The following is a 22,743-nucleotide window of genomic DNA, read 5'->3' on the forward strand; positions in this document are numbered from 1 at the left end:
AGTCGGCCGTCTTGCCGGCCACGTCCTTGCCGTGGTAGTCCTCGGGGAAGGCCAGCGGGAAGGTCTTGCTCTCGCCGTTCTTCATGCCGCGCACGGCGTCTTCGAACTCCTTGAGCATCTGGCCGTCGCCAACGATGAACTGGAAGGCCTCGGCCTTGCCGCCCTCGAAGGGTTCGCCGTCGATCTTGCCTTCGAAGTCGATGGTGACGCGGTCGCTGTCCTGGGCGGCCTGGTCCTGCGCGCGCTGCGCGAAGGTGCGGCGCTGCTTGCGCAGGATGTCCAGGGTGCGGTCGATGGCGGCATCGTCCACCTCGGCGGCCAGCTTCTCGACCTTGGCGCCGGCCAAGTCGCCGATCTTCACCTCGGGGTAGACCTCGAACACCGCGTCGAAGGCCAGCTGGCCCTCGGGCGCGCCTTCCTTCTCGGTGATGCGGGGCTGGCCGGCCACGCGCAGTTGCGCTTCGTTGGCGGCGCTGGCGAAAGCCTCGCCCACCTTGTCGTTCATGACCTCGTAGTGCACCGAGTAGCCGTAGCGCTGGGCCACGACGTTCATCGGCACCTTGCCGGGGCGAAAGCCGTCCATCTTGACGTCGCGGGCGATGCGCTTGAGGCGCGCGGCGACTTCGTTCTGGATCACGTCGGCGGGCAGCGTGAGCGTGATCTTGCGCTCGAGCTTCTCCAGGGTTTCAACGTTCACGGTCATGGTGTTCTCCAAGGGAAGGCCGGCCGTTCAGGCCGACGCGGGGCATAGCGGGGTTCCGTGGGGCTGGTGCGCGGGGGGGGACTCGAACCCCCACACCATTGCTGGCGTCAGGACCTAAACCTGGTGCGTCTACCAATTTCGCCACCCGCGCGCCGGGAGGGTGTCTGGCGCCGCCGGATTGAGGCCCGGCGGGGCGGGTAGCCCACTCACGGAAACCCGCGATTGTAGCTGTTGGACGGGCCTCGACCGACCGGGGATCAGGCCGCCAGGCGCCGGCGCAGCGCCCGGATGGCGCTGCCCGGCGTGGTGAGCACCGGCAGCCCGGTGGCCGCCTGCACCGCCGGCGCCGAGCGGGCCAGGCTGAACTGGGCCAGCGCGATGAGCGCGCAACCTTCGGCCTGCAGTCGCTTCGCCGCCTCCACCGCGAGCGCGTCGTGGCGGACGGTGTCGCCCGCGTTCAGGGCGTCCAGCGCGCCCTCGGCCAGCGCGGTGCGCAGCGGCACGCCAGCCGGGAACTCCGGCGGCATGGACTGCAATGTGGGACCGAAGGTGGCCAGCAGGCCGATGGGGCCCCCCAGTCGCGCGGCCTCGGCCACGGCCTCATCCACCATGGCCTCGTTGGGCTTGAGCACCGGCAGATGAGGCCGGCGCGCAGCCGCCGCCTCGATGCAGGGCCCGAAGGCCGAGCAGGTGAACAGGATGCCCTGCGCGCCCGTGGACTCGGCGTAGGCCGTGAGCGTCTCGAAGCGCGCGTGCATGGCGGCGTCCAGCCCCCTGCCCTCGCGCGCCAGGTCGGCCGAGAGGCTGTCGTCGAGCAGGTTCATGCGGATGGCCTCGGGCCAGTCGCGCGCCATCGCCTCGTTGATGGGCGCGACCGAATGGGCCAGCGCGTGGATCAGTGCGATGCGGGGCGCGCTCATGCCGAGGCGGCGGCCACGCCGGTCTTCTCGCGCCGCAGGCGACCCATCTGCAGCCACATGACCAAGGCCAGCAGCACCAGCGCCGGGACAAACAGCCACTCCTTCGCAGGGCGATCGGCGGGCACTTCCAGAGAGGTGATGTGAAAGCTCTGTTCGATGCCGAGCTTTTCGGCCGGGCTGCCGAACTTGACAGCGGCCACCATCAGGCCGTTGCCATCGGCCATCACCGTCAGCCCCGCGCTGGCCAGCCGCTCCTTGGCGGTGCCCGCAGGCCCCAGGGGCAGCAGCACGCCCTTGCGCACCTCGTCGCCATTGAGGTTCAGGCCTTCCACCCACACGCGCTTGCCGCTGTTCGGCGGTGCCTGTTCAATGGCCGCGGTCATGGCCTCGCCTTTGATTTCGTCGAAGGGCGGATGAACGAGGTCCATCCAGAAGCCCGGGCGAAACAGCGTGAAGCACACCAGCAACAGGGCCAGGGTCTCGTACCACTTGGTCTTGGTCAGGAAGTAGCCCTGCGTCGCCGCCGCGAACACCAGCATCGCCACGATGGCGATGGCGATGGTCAGGATCAGATGGAACGGCCCGTCCAGACCGATCAGCAGCAACTGCGTGTTGAAGATGAACAGGAACGGCAGGATCGCCGTGCGCATGCTGTAGTAGAAGGCCGTGATGCCCACCTTGATGGGGTCGTACTTCGCGATGGCCGCTGCCGCGAACGAGGCCAAACCCACCGGGGGTGTGACGTCCGCCATGAGACCAAAGTAGAAAACGAACAGGTGAACGGCGATCAAGGGCACGATCAGCCCGCTTTGGGCGCCCAGTTCGACGATCACGGGCGCCATCAGCGTGGAAACGACGATGTAATTGGCCGTGGTCGGCAGGCCCATGCCGAGGATCAGGCTGATCACCGCCACCAGCACCAGCATGAGCATGAGGTTGCCGCCGGACAGGATCTCGACGATTTCCGTCATCACCAGGCCCACGCCCGTGAGCGAGACGGTGCCGACGATGATGCCGGCCGCGGCCGTGGCCACACCGATGCCGATCATGTTCCGCGCGCCCGTGGCCAGACCATCGACCAGGTCGTTCACGCCGGCCTTCACATGCGACAGGGCGTTGCCCTCTCCCCGCATCAGGCCCAGCAGGGGCCTTTGCGTCAGCATGACGAAGACCATGAACATGGTGGCCCAGAACGCCGACAGCGCCGGCGAGAGCTGCTCCACCATCAGGCACCACACCAGCACGACGACGGCCAGCAGATAGTGCAGGCCGGAGCGCACGGTGGGGCCCGTTTCCGGCAGTTCGAACACCGGGGCATTGGGATCGTCGATCGCCAGTTCGGGCTGGCGCGAGCTCACCCACAGCAGGCCCAGGTAGGCCAGCAACAGTCCGACGCCGATCACGGGCACGGCGGCCGCGCCGAGCATCGACTTGACGAAACCGATGACGTAGTACGTGACACCCGCGATCACGATGAACCCGGTGACCGTCATCAGGAACGACACCAGCCGCTGCGACACCGAGGCCTGTGTTCGGCGCGGCAGGCCTTGCATGCCGGCCTTCAGCGCCTCAAGGTGAACGATGTAGAAGAGCGCGATGTAGGAAATGATCGCCGGCAGGAAGGCATGCTTCATGACCTGCACGTAGGGAATACCCACGTACTCCACCATCAGAAATGCGGCCGCGCCCATCACGGGCGGCATGATCTGGCCGTTCACGGAACTCGACACCTCCACGGCGCCGGCCTGATCGCCTCGGTAGCCCACGCGCTTCATCAACGGAATCGTGAAAGTGCCGGTGGTCACGACGTTGGCGATGGACGAGCCGGAAATGAGGCCTGTGGCCGCCGACGACACGACGGCCGCCTTGGCCGGACCACCGCGCATGTGGCCCAGCAGGGCGAACGCGCTCTTGATGAAATAGTTGCCCGCCCCGGCTTTGTCGAGCAGCGAGCCGAACAGCACGAACAGGAAGATGAAGCCACTGGAAACGCCCAGCGCCACCCCGAACACGCCTTCGGTGGTGAGCCAGAAATGCGATGCCGCGCGATCAAGTGAAGCGCCGCGGTGCGCCAGCATGTCCGGCATGTAGGGACCGGCAAAGGTGTAGACCAGGAACACGAGGGCCACCACCACCATGGGCAGGCCGAGCACGCGGCGCGTGGCCTCCAACAGCAGCAGCACGCCGATCACCGACGCCCAGACGTCGAGCGTGTTCGGCTGGCCCGGGCGACCGGCCAGTTCACGATAGAAAAGAAACAGGTAGCCCGCGCAGAACGCCGCCACCAAGGCGAACACCCAGTCGCCGACGGGCACGCGATCGCGCGGCGAGCGCTTGGACGCTGGGTAGGCCAAGTAGGCCAGGAACACCGCGAACGCCAGGTGAATGGCCCGGCTCTCGGTGTCGTTGAGCAGAAAGACGCCCAGGCTGAAGGGCAGCGGCGAGGCGATCCAGAGTTGGAACAGCGACCAGGCCACGGCCACGACCAGGATCAGGCGGTTGACCAGAGGCCCCGCGTCTCGGCCTCCGGCGTCGTTGTCCTTCACCAGCTGGTTGACGTCCACGTCGGCGATGTTGTCGGCTTTATTCATGATGGATGAGGTGGATGCTCAGGGGCCCTCAATGCAGAACACCCCATGAGCGGCGGGCCGCACATGGGGTGCTCAGCGGCAACGGATCAGCAGATTACTTGATCCAGCCCTTTTCCTTGTAGTACTTGGCGGCACCGGGGTGCAGCGGTGCGCTCAGGCCATCCTTGACCATGTTCTCGGCCTTCAGGTTGGCAAAGGCAGGGTGCAGCTTCTTGAATTCGTCGAAGTTGTCGAACACCGCCTTCACCAGGGTGTAGACCTGATCGTCCGAGGCCTTGGCCGAGGTCACGAAGGTCGCCAGCACGCCGTAGGTGTTCGTGTCCTGGTCATTGCCCTTGTACAGACCGCCGGGGATCACGGCCTTGGCGTAGAACGGGAACTCGGCCACCAGCTTGTCCACGGCCGGGCCGGAGATGTTCACCAGCTTGGCGCCGCAGGTCGTGACCGGGTCCTGGATGTTGGCGCTCGGGTGGCCCACGCCGTAGAAGAAGGCGTCGATCTTGTTGTCGCACAGCGCGGCGCCGTGCTCGTCGGCCTTGAGCTCGGCCGCCAGACCGAAGTCACTGAGCTTCCAGTTCATGGCCGTCAGCAGCTGCTCCATGGACGCGCGGGTGCCGGAACCGGGATTGCCCACGTTCACGCGCTTGCCCTTGAGTTCGCTGAAGTTCTTGACGTTGGCGTCGGCGCGGGCGAGCACGGTGAAGGGCTCGGGGTGCAGCGAGAACACGGAGCGCAGGTCGCTGAAGGCACCGTCTTTCTGGAACGTGCTGGTGCCCTTGTAGGCGTGGTGGTTCCAGTCGGACTGCGCCACGCCGAAGTCGAGGTCGCCTGCCTTGATGGTGTTGATGTTGGCGACGGAGCCACCCGTGGACTCCACCGTGCAGCGGAAGCCGTGCTTGGCGCGGTCCTTGTTCACCAGGCGGCAGATGGCGCCGCCCGCGGCGTAGTACACGCCGGTCACGCCACCGGTACCGATGGTCATGAACTTCTGTTGGGCGAAGGCGGGGGCGGCGGGCGCCATCATCGCGGCCGATGCGGCCACGGCGCTGAGACAGGCGGTGAGTTTTTTCATGGTGGTTCTCCTGCGGGTCACTGGTTGTGGAAAGGCGTGATGCTCTTGTGGAACGGTCGCGCGCAGGCCGGGAATGCTAATGCAATCGCCCGGCCCGCCCCCGCCGCGACGTCACGGGGTTTACCCCGTGACGCCATGCAGAGCGGGCATGGCGTCAGGCGGTGGCCAGCTTGGGCACCCCGGCCAGCGTCTTGTCGATCGCCGTGCGCAGGCGATGCACGATCTGGGCCAGCTCGTCGGGGGTGCTGATGAAAGGGGGCGCCAGCAGGATGTGGTCGCCGCAGCGGCCGTCCACCGAGCCGCCGGCCGGATAGACCATCAGGCCTTCGGCCATGGCGGCGCGCTTGAGGCGCGCGTGCAGCTTGAGTTCGGGGTCGAACCACTGCTTGCTGGCGCGCTCGGCCACCAGCTCCACGCCCCAGAACAGGCCGCGGCCGCGCACGTCGCCCACGTGCGGGTGCTCGCCGAAGGCGTCCTGGAACAGCGCCTGCAGCTGCGCGCCGCGCTCGCGCACCTGGGCCAGCAGGCCGTCGCGCTGGATCACGCGCTGCACCGCCAGCGCGGCCGCGCAGGCCACGGCGTGCCCCAGGTAGGTGTGGCCGTGCTGGAACAGGCCGCTGCCTTTGCGGAAGGTCTCGACGATGCGGCTTTGCGCCAGCACCGCGCCGATGGGCTGGTAACCCCCGCCCAGGCCCTTGGCGATGGTGAGCAGATCGGGCACCACGCCCTCCTGTTCGCAGGCGTGCAGCGTGCCGGTGCGGCCCATGCCGCACATCACCTCGTCCAGGATCAGCAGGATGCCGTGGCGGTCGCACAGCTCGCGCACGCCCTTGAAGTAGCCCGGCACCGGCGTCAGCACACCGGCCGTGGCGCCGCCCACCGTCTCGGCCACGAAGGCGATGACCTTGTCGCCGCCCAGGCGCTCGATGGCGGCCTCCAGTTCGGCCACCAGGCGCTGGCCGTACTGCTCGGGGGTCTCGTCGGCGCGCTTGTCGCGGTATTCGTAGCAGGGCGAGACGTGCTCGACCTCGATCAGCAGCGGCTTGAACTGCTCGCGGCGCCAGGCGTTGCCGCCCACGGCCAGCGCGCCCAGGGTGTTGCCGTGGTAGCTCTGACGGCGCGCGATGAAGTGCTGGCGCTGCGGCTGGCCGATTTCCACGAAGTACTGGCGCGCCATCTTGAGCGCGGCCTCCACGGCCTCCGAACCGCCGCTCACGAAGTACACGTTGCTCATGCCCTGCGGCGCGGTGTCGATCAGGGTGTCGGCCAGTTCCTCGGCCACGGCCGTGGTGAAGAAGCTGGTGTGCGCATAGGCCAGTTGATCGAGCTGCTTGTGCATGGCCGCGATCACGTCCGGGTGGCCGTGGCCGAGGCAGGAGACCGCCGCGCCGCCGGAGGCGTCGAGGTAGGTTTTGCCTTGGCTGTCGGTGAGCGTGATGCCCTTGCCGCTGACGGCGACGGGCATGTCCTGGAGCAACTGGCGGTGGAAAACGTGGCTGGATTGCATGGGCGGCTGGGGGGCGGTGAGGGGGAATGCGCCAGTCTAGGCACGCGCCCGCGGCTGTCCACATGCTTTTATCGGCCCGGGCCATGCCTTCAGGTTATGCCTCGCCACCCTGTCCATGAGTTCCGGTCATGGGCGATGCCTCGGTCTGCATTTCACAGGCGCCGGGCGCCTGCCTACAGTGCGGCCCACCATGCACAACCCCCCTGCCCTGTCCCTGAACCCACCCGCCGCGCGCCGCGTGGCCGTGCTGGGCGCCGGCATCGTCGGCCTGGCCACCGCCTGGCAATTGCAGCGCGACGGCTTCGACGTCACCGTCATCGACGCCCAGCGCCCCGGCCAAGGCGCCAGCTTCGGCAATGGCGCACAGCTGAGCTACGCCTACGTGCAGCCGCTGGCCGACCCTTCGATCTGGGCGCAACTGCCCAAGCTGCTGCTCTCGCGCGAGTCGCCCTTCTCGCTGCGCCTGCGCCTGGACCCGACGCAGTGGGCCTGGGGCCTGCGCTTTCTGGCCGCCTGCCGCGCGGAGGTGTCGGCCCGCAGCACCGGCACGCTGCTGGCCCTGGCCGAGGAAAGCCGCGAGGCCCTGCAGCAGCTGCTGGCCGACACCCAAGCCCACTGCGACTTCACCACCAGCGGCAAGCTGGTGATGTACGGCAGCGAGGCCTCTTTCGCGGCGGCGCGCCGCCAGCTCGATCTGCAGCGCGTCCTGGGCGGCGCCGAGCAGCACGCGCTGTCGCTCGCCGACTGCCTGCGCGTCGAACCGGCGCTGGCCGGCAGCGCGGCGCGCTATGTGGGCGGCATCCACACGCCGGGCGAATGCGCGGCCGACTGCGCCCGCCTGTGCGACGCCCTGCACGGCGCCCTACAGGCGCGCGGCGTGCGCTTCGTGCTCGGCGCGCCCGTGGGCGCGCTGCGGCGCGAGGGCGATCGCCTGGTCGCCGTGCAGGCGGGCAGTGACTGGATCGAGGCCGACGGCTTCGTCGCCGCCCTGGGCACCTGCGTGGCCGCTTTCGCGCGCCGGCTCGGGGGGAGCCTGCCGGTCTACCCGCTCAAGGGCTACAGCCTCACGCTGGACGTGCCGGCCGGGGGCGGCCTGGCGCCGAACGTGAGCGTGACCGACGCGCAGCGCAAGCTGGTCTTCGCGCGGCTGGGCCAGCGCCTGCGCGTGGCCGGGCTGGCCGAGCTGGCCGGCCACGACACGCGCATCGAGACCCACCGCGTCGAGCAGCTGCGCCGCGCCGCGCGCGAGGTCTTCCCGCTGGCCTGCGCCGGCACCGAGGCCCGCCCCTGGGCCGGCCTGCGGCCCGCCACGCCCACGGGCGTGCCCATCCTGGGCCGCGTGGGCGGCGCGCCCGCCAATCTGCTGTTCAACGCCGGGCATGGCGCCCTGGGCTTCACCCTGGCCGCCGGCAGCGCACGGCGGCTGTCGCGCCAATGGCAAGGCGTGGCGGAGCGGCCGCGCGCGGCCGCCGCGCTCATCCGATCTGCTGCAAGGCCTGCTGAAAACAGCGCGTGAAGGCGCGCGCCACCACCGAATGCGGCCGCGCGGTGGGGCGCAGCATGTGCACGGCGGTGAGCATGGCCGGCTCGAAGGGCAGCACGTCCACGCGCGTGCGATCGGCCGAGGTCGCCGTGCAGCCCTCCACCAGGGCCACGCCCACGCCGTGCTGGGCCAGCGCCAGCGCCACGTGGTAGGTCTGCACGGTCATGATCGGGCGCAAGTCCACGCCGTGGTCGCGCATGGCGTGCGAGAGCTGCACGCCCAGCGGGTCCTGGCCGTCCAGGGCGATCACGGGCAGCCGCGCCAGTTGCGACCAGCCGATGCCACCGGCCTTGAGCACGCGCGGCGGCAGCAGGCCCTTGGGCGCCACCACCATCACGCGCCGCTCGCCCAGGCGCTCCTGCACCAGGGCCGGGTGCGAGCCAGGGTTGAACACGTAGCCCACGTCGGCCTCCTGCAGGGCCAGGGCCGAGACGATCTGCACCGAGTGCAGGGCCTGGTGGTGCACCAGCACGTCGGGGTGCCGTTCGCGGAACAGGCGCATGGCGCGCGGCAGCACCTCGTAGCTCAGGCCCAGCACGGTGAGCACGCGCAGCTCGCCATGGGTGCGGCCGGCTTTCAGGCTGGTGGCCAGGCGCTGCACCTCGTCGAGCTGGGCGAACAGGCGCTCGATGTGCGGGTACAGCGTCTGGGCCTCGGTGGTGGGCACCAGGCGCCCGCCGGCGCGCTGGAACAGCGGGAAGCCCAGCTGCAGCTCGGCGTGCTGCAGGGTGCGGCTCACCGCCGGCTGGGTGACATTGATCATGCGGGCCGCCGCGCTCACGCTGCCGGTGAGCATGACGGCGTTGAAGACCTCGATGTGGCGCAGGCGCATGGGCAGCTATTGTGCTCGGGCCGCGCCAGGCGCCTTCAGGACGTCGGGTGCCCCGCCGCCGGTGGGGCCGCGCCCGGCGGCGGGACCGCCGGCATCGAGGCATCGCGCCGGTGGAACAGCCTCGCGAACCAGAGCGCCACGTCGTCGACGATGGTGAACACCGCCGGGATCACCAGCAGGCTCAGGAAGGTCGAGGTGATGAGCCCGCCGATCACCGCCACCGCCATCGGTGAGCGGAAGCTGCCGTCCGCCTCGCCCCAGCCGATCGCGATGGGCAGCATGCCCGCGCCCATGGCGATCGTGGTCATCACGATCGGCCGCGCGCGCTTGTGGCAGGCGTCCAGGATGGCGTCCAGCCGCGACAGGCCGTGCGCGCGCCGCGCCTCGATGGCGTATTCCACCAGCAGGATGGAGTTCTTCGTCGCCACGCCCATCAGCATGATCAGGCCGATCAGCGAGGGCATGGAGAAGCTCTTGTTGGCGATCAGCAGCGCCACGAAGGCCCCGCCCAGCGACAGCGGCAGCGCCGCCAGGATGGTCATGGGGTGCAGGAAGGCCTTGAACAACAGCACCAGCACGATGTAGATGCACAGCACGCCGGTGAGCATGGCCAGGCCGAAGCTGGCGAACAGCTCGCCCTGCACCTCGGCATCGCCCACCTCCAGCACCGACACCCCCGGCGGCAGGTTGCGCAGGCTGGGCAGCTTCTCCACCGCCGCCTTCATGTCGCCCAGCGCGATGCCCGCGAGTTCGACCTCGAAGTTGATGTTGCGCGAGCGGTCGTAGCGGTCGATCACCGCCGGGCCGCCGCCGAACTCGAGCGAGGCCACCTGGCCCAGCATCACCGGCCCTTTGGCGCCGGGCACGGCCAGGCGGCGCAGCACGTCCAGGTCGTGGCGCGCGCCGACGTCGAGCTTGACCACGATGGGGATCTGCCGCTGCGGCAGGTTCATCTTGGGCAGCAGGTTGTCGTAGTCGCCCACGGTGGCGATGCGCAGCGTCTCGGCGATGGCCGAGCTGGTCACGCCGAGCTCGGCGGCGCGCGCCAGGTCGGGCGTGACGATGATTTCGGTGCGCACCAGCGCGGCGGTGGACTGGATGCTGCCCACGCCGCGCACGGTGCGCAGGTCGCGCTCGACCGCGCGCGCGGCGGTGGTCATGGCGTGCGCGTCGCTGCCGGTCAGGGTCAGGATGTACTTCTCGCCCGAGCCGCCCAGGCCCACCTTGCTGCGCACGCCGGGCAGGTTGGACATGGCGTCGCGGATCTGGTTTTCGATGCCCTGCTTGCGCGGGCGCTGGCCGCGCGGGTCGAGCTGGATGGTGAGCGCGGCCTTGCGCGACTCCGCCGCGCCCTGCGGCGCGAACGGATCGGTGCCGGCCGTGCCCGAGCCGATGGTGGTGTAGACCGAGCGCACGTGCGGCACCGCCGCCACCAGCTGGCGCGCGCGCTCGGCCGTGGCCACGGTCTGCTCCAACGTGGCGCCGGGCGGCAGCTCCAGGAAGACCTGGGTCTGCGAGTTGTCGTCGGGCGGCACGAAGCCCTGCGGCAGCAGCGGGATCAGCATCAGCGAGCCGATGAAGAACAGACCGGCGCCCAGGCTGGTGAGCCAGCGGTGGCGGATGCACCAGCGCGCCCAGTTCTGGTAGGTGTCCACCCAAGCCGGCTCGTCCTGGTTGTGCGCCCAGCGCCAGAGGCCGCGCGTGAGGGCGTTGGAGGCCGCCCAGCGCGGCATCTCCTTGGCCATCACCACGGGCTTGAGCAGGTAGGCCGCCATCATGGGCGTGAGCGCGCGCGCCACCACCAGCGAGGCGAACACCGCCAGCGCGGCCGTCCAGCCGAACTGCTTGAAGAACTTGCCCGGGATGCCCGCCATGAAGGCCGTGGGCAGGAACACCGCGATCAGCGTGAAGGTGGTGGCGATGACGGCCAGGCCGATTTCGTCGGCCGCCTCCATGGCGGCCTGGTACGGCGTCTTGCCCATGCGCATGTGGCGCACGATGTTCTCGACCTCGACGATCGCGTCGTCCACCAGGATGCCGATCACCAGCGACATGGCCAGCAGCGTCACCACGTTGATGGTGAAGCCCATGGCGTACATGCCGATGAAGGCCGGGATGGCCGACAGCGGCAGCGCCACGGCCGAAACCACGGTGGCGCGGACATCGCGCAGGAACAGCCAGACCACCAGCACCGCCAGCAGGGCGCCTTCGTACAGCAGGGTCATGGAGGCGTCGAACTCCTCCTTCACCGGCGTGACGAAGTCGAAGGACTCGGTGATGTGCAGGTCGGGCCGGGCGGCGCGCAGTTGCTCCAGCTTGGCGCGCACGCCGTCGCCCACCTCGATCTCGCCGGCACCGCGGCTGCGCGCCACCTCAAAACCCACCACGGGCTTGCCGTTCAGGAAGGCGGCGGCCGTGGGGTCGGCCACGGTGTCGCGCACCTCGGCGATCTGGTCCAGGCGGATGTAGCGGCCGTCGCTCAGCGCCACCTGCATGCCCGCCAGCGCCTCGGCCGAGGCCAGCTGCGACAGCGTGCGCAACGGCTGCTGGCTGCCGCCCAGGTCCACCCGGCCGCCGGCGCTTTCGATCTGCACGCGCGCCAGCTGGCGCGACACGTCGGTGGCCGTGGTGCCCAGGGCCTGCAGCTTGAGCGGGTCCAGCAGCACCTGCACCTCGCGGTCCACCCCGCCCACGCGGTTGACCGCGCCCACGCCGGGCACGGACAACAGCAGCTTGGAGACGTCGTTGTCCACGAACCAGGACAAGGCCTCGGCGTCCATCTTGTCGGACGCGACCGTGAAGGCCAGCACCGCGCCGCCGGCCAGCTCCACCTTGTTGACGATGGGGTCGCGCAGGTCGGTGGGCAGTTCGCTGCGCACCTTGGCCACGGCCGAGCGCACGTCGTCCAGCGCCTGCTGGGTGTCCTTCTCGATGCGGAACTCCACGGTGAGCGAGACCGTGCCGTCCTGCACCTTGGTGTAGATGTGCTTGAGCCCCTGCAGCGAGGCCAGGCTGTTTTCGATGATGCGCGCGACGTCGTTCTCGAGCTGGTTGGGCGAGGCACCCGGCAGGGCCGCCACCACGGTGATGGTGGGCAGGTCCAGGTCCGGGAAGTTCTGCACCTTCATCTGTTTGAAGGAGAACAGGCCCGCCAGCGTCAGCATGACGAACAGCATCGCCGCCGGAATGGGGTTGCGGATCGACCAGGCGGAGACGTTCATGTCACTGCACCACTTTCACCAGGTCACCTTCGTTCAGGAAACCCGCGCCCTGCACCGCCACGGATGCCCCGGCCTGCAGGCCTTCGAGCACTTCCACGCGTTCGCCCACGCGGCGGCCGGTGCGCACCTTGAGCTGGCTGGCGCGGCTCTGCGCGTCGATCGCGAAGACGTAGTTGCTGCCGTCGCGCACCACCACAGACTGGCTGGGCACGGTCAGCGCCTCGCTCTGCCCCAGGTCGAAGGCGCCGTGCGCGAAGGTGCCGGCCTTGAGCTCGGCGTGGCGCGGCAGGTCCACGAAGACCAGGATGTTGCGCGTCTGCGGGTCGGCGCTGGGCGCGATGGCCCGCACCTTGCCCTGCACCTCGCGGCCGGTGGCGGCCGTCACCGCCACGGACTGGCCGATCTTCACGCGGTCCACCTCGCTGGGCGTGACCTCGCCGCGCCACTCCAGGCGGCCCTGGCGCACCAGGCGGAACAGCTCCTGGCCCGCGCCCACCACGGCGCCCACGGTGGCCGCGCGGGCGGAGATCACGCCGTCGTCGGGCGCCAGCACGCGGGTGTTGCCCAGTCGCACCTCGGTGGCGCCGAGAGCCGCCTTGGCGGCCTCCCATTGCGCCAACGCCACCTTCTCCTGCGTGAGGTACTGCGCCACCTGCGACTTCGAGAGCGCGCCGGTGTTCTCGATGGCGCGCGCGCGGTCGGCGTCGGCCTTGGCGTTCTGGTAGCTGGCCTCGGCCTGCATCAGGCTGGCGCGCGCCTGCAGGGTGTCGGCCTGGGTGGTCTCGCGCACGAACTCGGCCAGCACCTGGCCCTTGCGCACGGCGTCGCCCACGTTCACGTTCACGGTGGACAGGCGCAGGCCGTTCACCTCGGCGCCCACGCTGGCCTCTTGCCAGGCGGCGATGTTGCCGTTGGCCTGCAGGCGGATGGGCATCGACTCGCGCTGCGGCTGGGCCACGGTGACGGTGAGCGCGGGCCGGGGCTGGTCGCCCGCGGCTTTCGGGTCGGCGGCCGGGGCTTCGGCGGATGGGCGCAGCAGCAGCCAGGCGGCCAGGGCGAGGATGAGCAGGGCAAGCGCGGCCAGGGGCCAGAACCAGCGGCGCCGGGGATGGGAAGTGGCGTTCATCGGACGTCGTTCGAGGCGTTGGGATTCAGGGCATCACCGGTGTAGGTGGCGGGGATCGCGGCGGGATCGAAGCCGCCGCCCAGGGCGACGTAGAGCTGCAGCCAGGCGTCCATTCGCTCCTGCTGCAGGGCCACGGCGCTGCTGTCGGCGCTGAGCTTGAGGCGGCGCGCCTCTTCCAGCTCGCTGAGGTTGGCGAAGCCCACGCGGTAGCGCGCCTCGGTGGCCTCGAAGGAACGGCTGTAGCCGGCCACCGCGGTCTCGGTGGCGGCCAGGCGCTCGCTCAGGCCCGAGAGCGTGACCAGCGACTGCTCCACCTCGGCCACGGCCTGGCGCAGCGTGCGCGCGTAGGCCATGGCGGCGGCCTCGTAGCGCGCCTGGGCGCTGTCCGCGCTGGCGTGCAGGGCGCCGCGCCCCAACAAGGGCAGGCTCAGGGTGATGGGGCCGATGGACCAGGAATTGGCGGCGAAGTCCAGGCCGCCGCCCGAGAAGTGGTTGCGCAGCACGCTGCCCTGCAGCGTGAGGCCCGGGCGCAGCGCGGCGCGGGCCACGCCCACGTCCTCGCTGGCGGCCACCAGCTCGCGCTGGGCGCGGTACACGTCGGGACGCTGGCGCAGCACCTCGGCCGGCACGGCGTTCACGCCCAGCAGCCGCTCGACCCGGCCGGAGGCGAGCCAGGCCTTGAGGTCGGGCGCGCCGCCGAGCTGGGCGCGCACGTCCGCTTCGGGCTGGGCGGTGATGGCGGCGATGGACTTGACCTGGCGCTCGCACAGGGCGTCCTGGCTGCGCCAGCGCGCCACGCCCTCGGCGGCACTGGCGCGCGCCAGCGCCGCCACGGCGGGCGCGGTGAGGCCGGCGCGCTCGGTCACCTCGTTGCTGTCGGCCGTGACGCGGCGCGAATCGCGGTCGTTCAGGGCCACGGTCAGTTGTTCGCGGCACAGGCGCTGGCCGAAATAGAGCTGCGCCACCTCGGAGGCGACCAACACGCGGGCCTCGTGCCAGCGCGCGCCGGCGGCGTCCTGTTGGGCCTGCGCGCTGTCCACGCGCCCCTGGCCCTCGCCCCACAGGCCCACGGCCCAGGAGGCCTCCACCCCCGCGCTCAACGTGGTGCCCAGGGGCGTGTTCACGTCGGTGCGGCCCCGGCTGGCGATGGCCACCGCATTCGCCTGGGGGCGGCCCTGCGCCTCGGCGCCGGCCAGCGCGGCGCGCGCCGCGAACACCTGGGCCCGGGCGGACGCGATGTCGGGGCTGTGGCGCTGGGCGCGTGCGATCCAGTCGCTGAGCACCGGGTCGTCGAAACGGGCCCACCAGTCGCCCAGCGCCTGGGTACTGCCCTGGTGCGCCAGCGGCGGCGCCATCCAGCGCTCAGGCAGGTCGACGGGTACTTCGGTCGGTGGCCGGCCCACGCTGCACGCGCCCAGCAGGGCGCCAGCGGCCAGCGCCACGAGCAGTCGCTTCATGGTGCGAAAGGGGATGCCCCCCTGAGTGTTGTTCTTGGCGCCGAGACTCTAGTCGAAGCTCAGGCCTGAACATTTCAAATCATTTCAATGGCGTAACAGCGTTTGCGCGGCGGGTGGCGCCTGTGCGCGCCCGCGCCGCGCTCAGTCGTCGTCACTGGCGTCCAGCCCCGGGAACAGCACCTCGGTGAAGCCGAAGCGGCGGAAGTCGCGCACCCGCATGGGGTACAGCGTGCCCCAGAGGTGGTCGCACTCGTGCTGCACCACGCGCGCATGAAAGCCCTCGGCCTCGCGCACGATCGCCTGCCCGAATTCGTCGAAGCCCTGGTAGCGGATGCGCCGCCAGCGCGGCACCACGCCGCGCAGCCCGGGCACCGACAGGCAACCTTCCCAGCCCTCTTCCTCTTCGTCGCCCAAAGGCGTGATGACCGGATTGATCAGCGTGGTGCGCGGAACCACCGGCGCGTCCGGGTAGCGCGGGTTGGGCGCGCCGCTGCCAAAGATGACAACCTGCAGGTCCACGCCGATCTGCGGCGCCGCCAGGCCCGCGCCGTTGGCGTCGGCCATGGTGTCCTTGAGGTCGGCCACCAGCCGGTGCAGCTCGGGCGTGTCGAAGGCGGTGACGGGCTGGGCGTGGCGCAGCAGGCGCGGATCGCCCATTTTCAGGATGGCATGAATGGTCATGGCAATGACGAACAAGCAACGGGGCCATTGGGCGCGGGGCCCGTTGGAGGGGTGGAAATGGGCAATGCCTCGGCGCATCGGGCCAGACGGCGCACCAGGGGTCAGCTACAGCCGAGTGCAAGCCTTGACGCGGCGCATTCGGTTCCGGCAGACAACCCCCATCCATTGAACCGCATTCAGCGCCGCCTTGCTGGCGCCGGGGGCCGGTGGCGGCGTCTCGGGCGGCGGGCCGAACACCCCGGCCAGCGCTCCTTCGCCATGGGCCGGGGTGGTCCGTGAGCTTGACGGGGGCCGCGCCATGGGCGAAGGTCGGCCGATCGACCCCACGGAACCACGCCATGAAGCCCCTGCTACCCGCCCTTGTCCTCGCGCTGCCGGCGCTCGCCCATGCCCAGGGCGCCGCCATCTTCAAAGACGCCGACCTCGCGCTGGGCGAAAAGCTGCTGGCCGACAACCAATGCGCCCAATGCCATGTGAAGCAGGTGGGTGGCGACGGCAGCGCCATCTACCGCCCCCAGGGCCGCATCAACAACGCCGGCCTGTTGCGCGGCATGGTGGAGAACTGCAGCACGCGGCTGAACCTGCAGCTGTTTCCCGAAGAGGTCACGGCCATCGCGGCGGTGCTCAACCGGGACCACTACCGGTTCAAGCCGTAGGCGGGTCCTGTGCCGGCGTGGCCAGCAGTGCCAGCATCGCCGCCTCGTCGATCACCGCCACGCCCAGCTCGCGGGCCTTGTCCAGCTTGCTGCCGGCCTCCTCGCCGGCCACCACATAGTCGGTCTTCTTGCTCACCGAGCCGGCCACCTTGGCGCCGGCCGCCTCGAGCAGGGCCTTGGCGTCCTCGCGCTTGAGCGTGGGGAAACTGCCCGTGAGCACGAAGGTCTTGCCCAGCAGGGGCTGCGGGGTGTTGTGCTCGCCCTCGTTCTCGGGCCAGTGCACGCCGGCCGCGCGCAGCTGTTCCACCACCTCGCGGTTGTGCGGCTGCTCGAAGAAGGTGCGGATGCTCTGCGCCACCACCGGGCCCACGTCGTTGACCTGCAGCAGCTCGTCCACGCTGGCGTCCATGATGCGGTCCAGCCCGCCGAAGTGGCGCGCGAGGTCCTTGGCCGTGGCCTCGCCCACGTGGCGGATGCCCAGGCCGAAGAGCAGGCGCGGCAGCGTGGTCTCGCGGCGCTTGTTCAAGGCGTCCAGCACGTTCTGCGCCGATTTGTCGGCCATGCGCTCCAGGCCCGCGAGCGCGGTGAGGCCGAGCTTGTACAGGTCCGGCAGGGTCTTGATGAGCCCGCTGTCCACCAGCTGCTCGACCAGCTTGTCGCCCAGGCCCTCGATGTCGACCGCGCGGCGCTGCGCATAGTGCAGGATGGCCTGCTTGCGCTGGGCGGCGCAGAACAGGCCGCCGGTGCAGCGGTGGTCGGCCTCGCCTTCCTCGCGCACGGCGGCGCTGCCGCACACCGGGCAGTGGCTGGGCATGGTGAACGGCGGCGGGTCGCCGACGCGCTTGTCCACCAGCACCGAGACCACCTCGGGAATGACGTCGCCCGCGCGGCGCACGATGACCGTGTCGCCCACGCGCACGTCCTTGCGGCGCGCCTCCATCTCGTTGTGCAGGGTGGCGTTGGTGACGGTGACGCCGCCCACGAACACCGGCGCGAGCTTGGCCACGGGCGTCAGCTTGCCGGTGCGGCCCACCTGCACGTCGATGGCGTGCACCGTGGTGAGCTGCTCCTGCGCCGGGTACTTGTGCGCCACGGCCCAGCGCGGCTCGCGGGTGACGAAGCCCAGGCGCTTCTGCGTCTCCAGGCTGTTGACCTTGTAGACCACGCCATCGATGTCGTAGGGCAGCGCGTCGCGCCGCTCGCCGATGCGGCGGTGGAAGGCCACCAGCTCGTCGGCGCCGCGGCACACGGCCGTCTGCTCGGCCACGGGGAAGCCCCAGGCCTTCAGGCGCATGAGCCAGTCGTACTGGCTGGCGGGCGGGTGCGGATCGCCGAGCACCTCGCCCCAGGAGTAGGCGAAGAAGCTCAGGGGCCGCTCGCGCGCGATGCGCGAGTCGAGCTGGCGCACGGCCCCGGCGGCGGCGTTGCGCGGGTTCACGAAGGTCTTTTCGCCCTTGGCGCCCTGGGCGATCTTCTCGCGCTGGCGCTCGTTCAGGGCCTCGAACTGGTCGCGGCGCATGTAGACCTCGCCGCGCACCTCGAGCACCTCGGGCACGCCGTCGGGAAGCTTCAAGGGAATCTGCTTGATGGTGCGCACGTTGTGCGTCACGTCCTCGCCGGTCTCGCCGTCGCCGCGCGTGGCGGCGCGCACCAGCACGCCGCGCTCGTAGCGCAGGCTCATGGCCAGGCCATCGAACTTGAGTTCGGCCAGGTACTCCACCGGCGGGTCGGACTCGGCCAGGCCCAGCTCGCGGCGCACGCGCGCGTCGAAGGCGGCGGCGCCGCTGGCCTCGGTGTCGGTCTCGGTGCGGATGCTGAGCATGGGCACCGCGTGGCGCACGGGCGCCAGTTCCTTCAGCACGGCGCCGCCCACCCGCTGCGTGGGCGAGTCGGGTGTCAGCAGTTCGGGGTGCCGCGCCTCGATCGCCTGCAGTTCCTGGAACAGGCGGTCGTACTCGGCGTCGGGGATCTTCGGCGCGTCCAGCGTGTAGTACAGGTGGGCGTGGTGGTGCAGCAGCGCGCGCAGCTCGGCGGCGCGCTCGGCGGCCGACGCGGGGGGCGTCGGCTCGGCAAACATATCGGCGGTCATGGGGTCTAGGAGAACAAGCGGCGCGCCTGCGGCGAGCCGGCGGCGAGGTCGCGTTCGTCGAGCGCGTCGTACAGGCCTTCCAGGTCCGAGCCGATCTGGTCCATGGCCTCGGCCGGCAGCGGCGCGCCGGTGTCGTCGGTGACGACGCCGTCCATGGCCTCGACGAGGGCCTGGGCGGCCTGGCGCAGGCGCGCGAAGGGCAACTCGCCGCGCGCAACGTGCGTCACCTCCAGCGAGAGGGTGATCTCGCGCAGCGCGCTCTGCTCGGGGTCGTCGGCCATGGCGGCCTGGGAGTCGTAGGCCAGGGCCAGCAGCGGCGGCTGGCCCGGCTGGCTGGCCGGCAGCACCATGCGGCCGGGCAGCGTGCCCGCCACGAAGCCCAGGCGCCCCGCGTGCTGCGAGACATAGCCCGGGCTCCAGGCCGCGCGGCGCGCGCGCAGGGTGAAGCCGAGCTGGGCGTCGTGGCCGCTGGCGAAGGCGTCGAGTTCACGCGCGCGCGCCACCTCGGCCCGCATGTCGGGGAAATCGGGGCTGGCGCCCACGGCGTCGGCGAAGGCCTGGGCCTTCACCACGAACTCGGAGAACTCGATGTCGTTGAGCGGGCCGGCGCGGTTGGCCAGTTGCACGCCGGCCTGCAGCGCCCGGTAGCGCTGGTGCGGCCGCGCCACCTCCCACTCGCCGCTCTGCGCGTTGAGGCCTTCCACCGCGAAGGGCTTGCTGCCCACGCGCCGCGTGGCGGGCAGCGCCGCCAGCACGGCCTCACCCGACACCTCGTGCTCCAGCGCCAGCGGCGCGATGACGTCGATCAGCGCGTCCAGCGCGGGGCCGGGGCGGCGCTCGGGCAGCGGGGCCAGGGTGGGCTCGATCGGCCCCTCGTCGCCGCCGACCGGGCTGGCGGCCTCGCCGTCCAGGCCCTCGCGCGGCGCCTCGGCCACCACCGCATCGCCCTCGCCGTCCGGCGCGACGTCACCGAAACCTGGCTCGCGCCGCTCGGCCAGCGGGTCGCCCTGGGGCCCCAGCGCGGGTTCGAGCGCCTCGCCCGGCGCCAGGCGCTCGCGCGCCGTGCGCGGCGCGCTCTGGCGCGTGATCCAGGCGTTGTAGGCCACCACCGCCGCCAGCACCAGGCCGCCGACGATGACCAGTCCGATCTGCAGGCTGCTCATGGTGCGGGGCTCCTCAAGTGGCTTCCATCATCCCGGCGGCCGACTCCATGTCCACCGCCACGATGCGCGAGACGCCCTGCTCCTGCATGGTCACGCCGATGAGCTGCTGGGCCATCTCCATCGCGATCTTGTTGTGGCTGATGAAGAGGAACTGCGTTTCCTTGGCCATGGCGCTCACCAGCTTGGCGTAGCGCTCGGTGTTGGCGTCGTCCAGCGGCGCGTCCACCTCGTCCAGCAGGCAGAACGGCGCGGGGTTGAGCTGGAAGATGGCGAACACCAGGGCAATGGCGGTGAGCGCCTTCTCGCCGCCGGACAGCAGGTGGATGGTCTGGTTCTTCTTGCCGGGCGGCTGGGCCATCACCTGCACGCCGGCGTCCAGGATCTCCTCGCCGGTCATCACCAGGCGGGCGTTGCCGCCGCCGAACAGCTCGGGAAACATCTTGCCGAAGTGCTGGTTGACGGTCTCGAAGGTGGAGCCGAGCAGCTCGCGCGTTTCGTTGTCGATCTTCTTGATCGCGTCTTCCAGCGTGGTGATGGCCTCGTTGAGGTCGGCGGTCTGCGCGTCCAGGAAGGTCTTGCGCTCGCGCGCGGCGGTGAGTTCGTCCAGCGCGGCGAGGTTGACCGCACCCAGCGCCTGGATGTCGCGGTGCAGGCGGTCGATCTCGCCCTGCAGGCCGGCCAGGCGCACATTGCCTTCGGTGATGCTCTGCGCGATGGCCGCGCGGTCGGCCTCGGCCTCGTCGAGCATCTGGCTGTACTGCTCCACGCCCAGGCGCGCGGCCTGCTCCTTGAGCTGGAAATCGGTGATGCGGCTGCGCAGCGGCTCCAGCTCGCGCTCGAGCTGCAGGCGGCGCTCGTCGCTGGCGCGCAGCTTCATGGTGAGGTCGTCGTACTGGCTGCGCAGCGCGGCCAGGGCCTGTTCGCGCTCGGTCTTGGCGGCCAGCGCGGACTGCAGGCCGGCCTGCGCGGCGGCGTCGGTCAGGCGCGAGAGCTCGTCCTGCGCGCGCCGCTGCTCGTCGGCCAGCGACTGTTCCTGCTGGCCGGCGGTGTCGATGGAACGCTGCAGCTCGGCCTGGCGCGCCTGCAGGCTGCGCAGCGAGAAGGTGGCCTCCTGCGCCTGGCGCTCCAGCGCGCGCTGCTGCTCGCGCGCGTGATTGAGCTTGCGCTCGGCCTCGATCACGGCGTCGTCGAGCTGGGCGTGGCGCTCCTGGCTGTCGGCCAGCTGCATGTCCAGTTCCTCGAAGCGCGCCTCGGCGGTCACGCGGCGCTCCTGCAGGGCTTCGAGCTGGGCGTCGACCTCGGCGAGGTCGGCGTTGATCTGCTCGCTGCGCGCGCGCGTCTGCTCGGCCTGCTGGGTCAGGCGCATCGCCTCGACCTGCAGCTCGTGCGAGCGGCTCTGCGCCTCGGCGGCCTCGCGGCGCGCCACCACCAGGCGCTGCGAGGCGTCGGTGAACGCGGCGTCGGCGCGCACCAGGGCCGAGCGCGCCTGCTCGGCGATCAGTGCCTGGGCCTTGAGCTGCTTGTCCAGGTTCTCGATCTCCTGCGCGCGCGCCAGCAGGCCGGCCTGCTCGTTGTCGGGCGCGTAGAAGCTCACGCTGTGGGCGCTGACGGCGTGGCCGCTGGCGACATAGAGGGTCTCGCCGGGCTGCAACTGGCCGCGCTGGGCCAGGGCCTCGTCCAGCGTGGCGGCGCTGTAGCAGCCGCGCAGCCAGTCGCCCAGCAGGGCCTGCTGGGCGGCGTCGTTCAGGCGCAGCCAGCTGGCCAGGGGCTTGAGCGCGCCGTTGCCCTCGTTCGCGGCGCCGGCCGGCGGCGGCTGGTAGAAGGCCAGGCGGGTGGGCGGCGCGTCGCTGGCAAAGGCGCGCACCATCTCCAGGCGCGACACTTCCAGCGCGCCCAGGCGCTCGCGCAGGGCGGCCTCCAGGGCGTTCTCCCAGCCGGCCTCCACATGGATGCGGCTCCACAGGCCCTGCAGGCCGTCGAGCCCGTGCTTGCTCAGCCAGGGCTTGAGCTTGCCGTCGGTGCGCACCTTCTCTTGCAGGGCCTTCAGGGCCTCCAGGCGCGCGCTCAGGTCGGCCTGTTTCGCGGACTCGGCGTTCACCGCCGCCTGCGCCTGGCGGCGCGCGTCGTCGAGCTGGGGCACGCTGTCCTGCAGCTCGTGCAGGCGGGCGTCGGTTTCCTCGGCCAGGGCCTGGGCCGTGGCCATGGCCTGCTGGGCCGCGCTGACGCGCGCCTCGTCGGGCGCGGCCAGGGCGTTTTTGTCGGCGGCCAGGCGCTCGCGGCGCTGGCTCAAGCCGCGCGTCTGTTCTTCGATGCTGCGCTGCTCGGCCGCCAGCACCTGGATCTGCTGCTGCACCTGGGTGACCGCCGTGCGCTGCTCGGCGGAACGGGCCTGCGCGGCGCGCAGCGCGTCGTCCAGCGCGGGCAGCGCGCCGGCCTGCTCCTCGCCCTGGGCGGCCAGCACCACGGACTGCTCCTCGGCACCGACGATGTTCTCGGCCAGTTGCTCCAGCTCCACGGCGGCGTCCTGGCTGCGCGTGGACCAGGAGGCGATCTGCTCCTTCAGCTGCGCCAGGCGCTGCTCCACGCGCTGGCGGCCTTCCACCACGAAACGGATCTCGGCCTCCAGCTTGCCGACCTCGGCACTGGCCTCATAAAGCTTGCCCTGGGCCTGGTTCACCTGGTCGCCCGCCGCGTAGTGGGCCTGGCGAATGGTCTCCAGCTCGCTTTCGATCCGTCGCAGGTCGGCCGTGCGCGACTCCAGGTCGGTCGCGGCCTGGGCGGCGTCCTTCTGCACGCGGGCCTGCTCGGCCTCGGCATCGGCGCGCTTGAGGAACCACAGCTGGTGCTGCTTGAGCGTGGCGCTGGCGTTCAGCGCGTGGTACTGGGCCGCCACCTCGGCCTGCTTCTCCAGCTTGTCGAGGTTGGCGTTGAGTTCGCGCAGGATGTCTTCCACCCGCGTCAGGTTCTCGCGCGTATCGGCCAGGCGGTGCGCGGTCTCGCGGCGGCGCTCCTTGTATTTGGAGACGCCGGCGGCCTCCTCCAGGAACAGGCGCAGCTCCTCGGGCTTGCTCTCGATGATGCGACTGATGGTGCCCTGGCCGATGATGGCGTAGGCGCGCGGGCCCAGGCCGGTGCCCAGGAACACGTCCTGCACGTCGCGCCGGCGCACGGGCTGGTTGTTG

15 protein-coding genes and 1 tRNA gene are annotated in these 22,743 nt (G+C 70.8%); 2 read left to right on the top strand and 14 right to left on the bottom strand.

From position 1 onward, the window contains the following. From tig to BGO22_RS09345, 6 genes are all read right to left on the bottom strand, one after another. Positions 1 to 703: trigger factor (gene tig / locus BGO22_RS09320; protein ID WP_286850381.1), on the bottom strand; the 703-nt coding region annotated here is incomplete at its 3' end. A 64-nt stretch (positions 704 to 767) separates the two neighbouring features. Beyond that, a tRNA-Leu gene (locus tag BGO22_RS09325) sits at positions 768 to 854 on the bottom strand. 106 nt (positions 855 to 960) lie between these two features. After that, positions 961 to 1,623, bottom strand: coding sequence for an aspartate/glutamate racemase family protein (locus BGO22_RS09330; RefSeq protein ID WP_070398337.1), 663 nt, complete (start codon positions 1,621 to 1,623; stop codon positions 961 to 963). Next, positions 1,620 to 4,214: a TRAP transporter permease gene (locus BGO22_RS09335; RefSeq protein WP_070398336.1), complete on the bottom strand. Its 2,595-nt coding sequence runs from the start codon at positions 4,212 to 4,214 to the stop codon at positions 1,620 to 1,622. Before BGO22_RS09335 ends, BGO22_RS09330 begins: the two co-directional genes overlap by 4 nt. Positions 4,215 to 4,308: 94 nt before the next feature. Continuing rightward, positions 4,309 to 5,286 (bottom strand): TAXI family TRAP transporter solute-binding subunit, encoded by a 978-nt coding sequence (locus tag BGO22_RS09340; protein ID WP_070398335.1) that lies wholly within the window; start codon positions 5,284 to 5,286, stop codon positions 4,309 to 4,311. 154 nt (positions 5,287 to 5,440) lie between these two features. After that, the gene (locus tag BGO22_RS09345; RefSeq protein ID WP_070398334.1) at positions 5,441 to 6,793 is read right to left on the bottom strand and encodes an aspartate aminotransferase family protein; all 1,353 of its coding nucleotides are present in this window, start codon (positions 6,791 to 6,793) and stop codon (positions 5,441 to 5,443) included. 190 nt (positions 6,794 to 6,983) lie between these two features. Here BGO22_RS09345 and BGO22_RS09350 point away from each other — a divergent pair, with 190 nt between their 5' ends. Next, positions 6,984 to 8,309 (top strand): D-amino acid dehydrogenase, encoded by a 1,326-nt coding sequence (locus BGO22_RS09350; RefSeq protein ID WP_286850386.1) that lies wholly within the window; start codon positions 6,984 to 6,986, stop codon positions 8,307 to 8,309. Here BGO22_RS09350 and BGO22_RS09355 read toward each other — a convergent pair. The 5 genes from BGO22_RS09355 to def form a co-directional block, all read right to left on the bottom strand. Then, a complete protein-coding gene (locus tag BGO22_RS09355; protein WP_070398332.1) occupies positions 8,269 to 9,168 on the bottom strand; it encodes a LysR family transcriptional regulator in 900 nt (299 codons plus the stop codon). The two genes, BGO22_RS09350 and BGO22_RS09355, sit on opposite strands and share 41 nt — an antisense overlap. A gap of 35 nt (positions 9,169 to 9,203) precedes the next feature. Further along, positions 9,204 to 12,389 carry an efflux RND transporter permease subunit gene (locus BGO22_RS09360; protein WP_070398331.1) on the bottom strand — a complete coding sequence of 1,062 codons (3,186 nt, stop codon included), beginning with the start codon at positions 12,387 to 12,389 and terminating at the stop codon, positions 9,204 to 9,206. Position 12,390: 1 nt separating this feature from the next. Continuing rightward, a complete protein-coding gene (locus BGO22_RS09365; RefSeq protein ID WP_070398330.1) occupies positions 12,391 to 13,515 on the bottom strand; it encodes an efflux RND transporter periplasmic adaptor subunit in 1,125 nt (374 codons plus the stop codon). Next, on the bottom strand, positions 13,512 to 14,972 hold the full coding sequence (locus BGO22_RS09370; RefSeq protein WP_070398329.1) for an efflux transporter outer membrane subunit: 1,461 nt from the start codon (positions 14,970 to 14,972) through the stop codon (positions 13,512 to 13,514). The genes BGO22_RS09365 and BGO22_RS09370 overlap by 4 nt, the downstream gene beginning before the upstream one ends. A gap of 141 nt (positions 14,973 to 15,113) precedes the next feature. Beyond that, on the bottom strand, positions 15,114 to 15,653 hold the full coding sequence (gene def / locus BGO22_RS09375; RefSeq protein ID WP_070398717.1) for a peptide deformylase: 540 nt from the start codon (positions 15,651 to 15,653) through the stop codon (positions 15,114 to 15,116). 338 nt (positions 15,654 to 15,991) lie between these two features. Between def and BGO22_RS09380 the strand changes: the two genes are divergently transcribed. Beyond that, the gene (locus BGO22_RS09380) at positions 15,992 to 16,309 is read left to right on the top strand and encodes a hypothetical protein (RefSeq protein WP_070398328.1); all 318 of its coding nucleotides are present in this window, start codon (positions 15,992 to 15,994) and stop codon (positions 16,307 to 16,309) included. Here BGO22_RS09380 and ligA read toward each other — a convergent pair. The 3 genes from ligA to smc all read right to left on the bottom strand — a co-directional run. Beyond that, positions 16,299 to 18,398, bottom strand: a complete 2,100-nt coding sequence (gene ligA, locus BGO22_RS09385) for an NAD-dependent DNA ligase LigA (RefSeq protein ID WP_070398327.1) — start codon at positions 18,396 to 18,398, stop codon at positions 16,299 to 16,301. The genes BGO22_RS09380 and ligA overlap by 11 nt on opposite strands. Before the next feature lie 5 nt (positions 18,399 to 18,403). Continuing rightward, positions 18,404 to 19,561 (bottom strand): cell division protein FtsZ, encoded by a 1,158-nt coding sequence (locus tag BGO22_RS09390; RefSeq protein ID WP_070398326.1) that lies wholly within the window; start codon positions 19,559 to 19,561, stop codon positions 18,404 to 18,406. Positions 19,562 to 19,574: 13 nt separating this feature from the next. Next, positions 19,575 to 22,743 (bottom strand): chromosome segregation protein SMC (gene smc, locus BGO22_RS09395; protein ID WP_286850394.1); only part of this gene is annotated, 3,169 nt, incomplete at its 5' end.

Source organism: Hydrogenophaga sp. 70-12 (assembly GCF_001897365.1).
In the GTDB taxonomy this organism is placed as follows: domain Bacteria; phylum Pseudomonadota; class Gammaproteobacteria; order Burkholderiales; family Burkholderiaceae_C; genus Hydrogenophaga; species Hydrogenophaga borbori.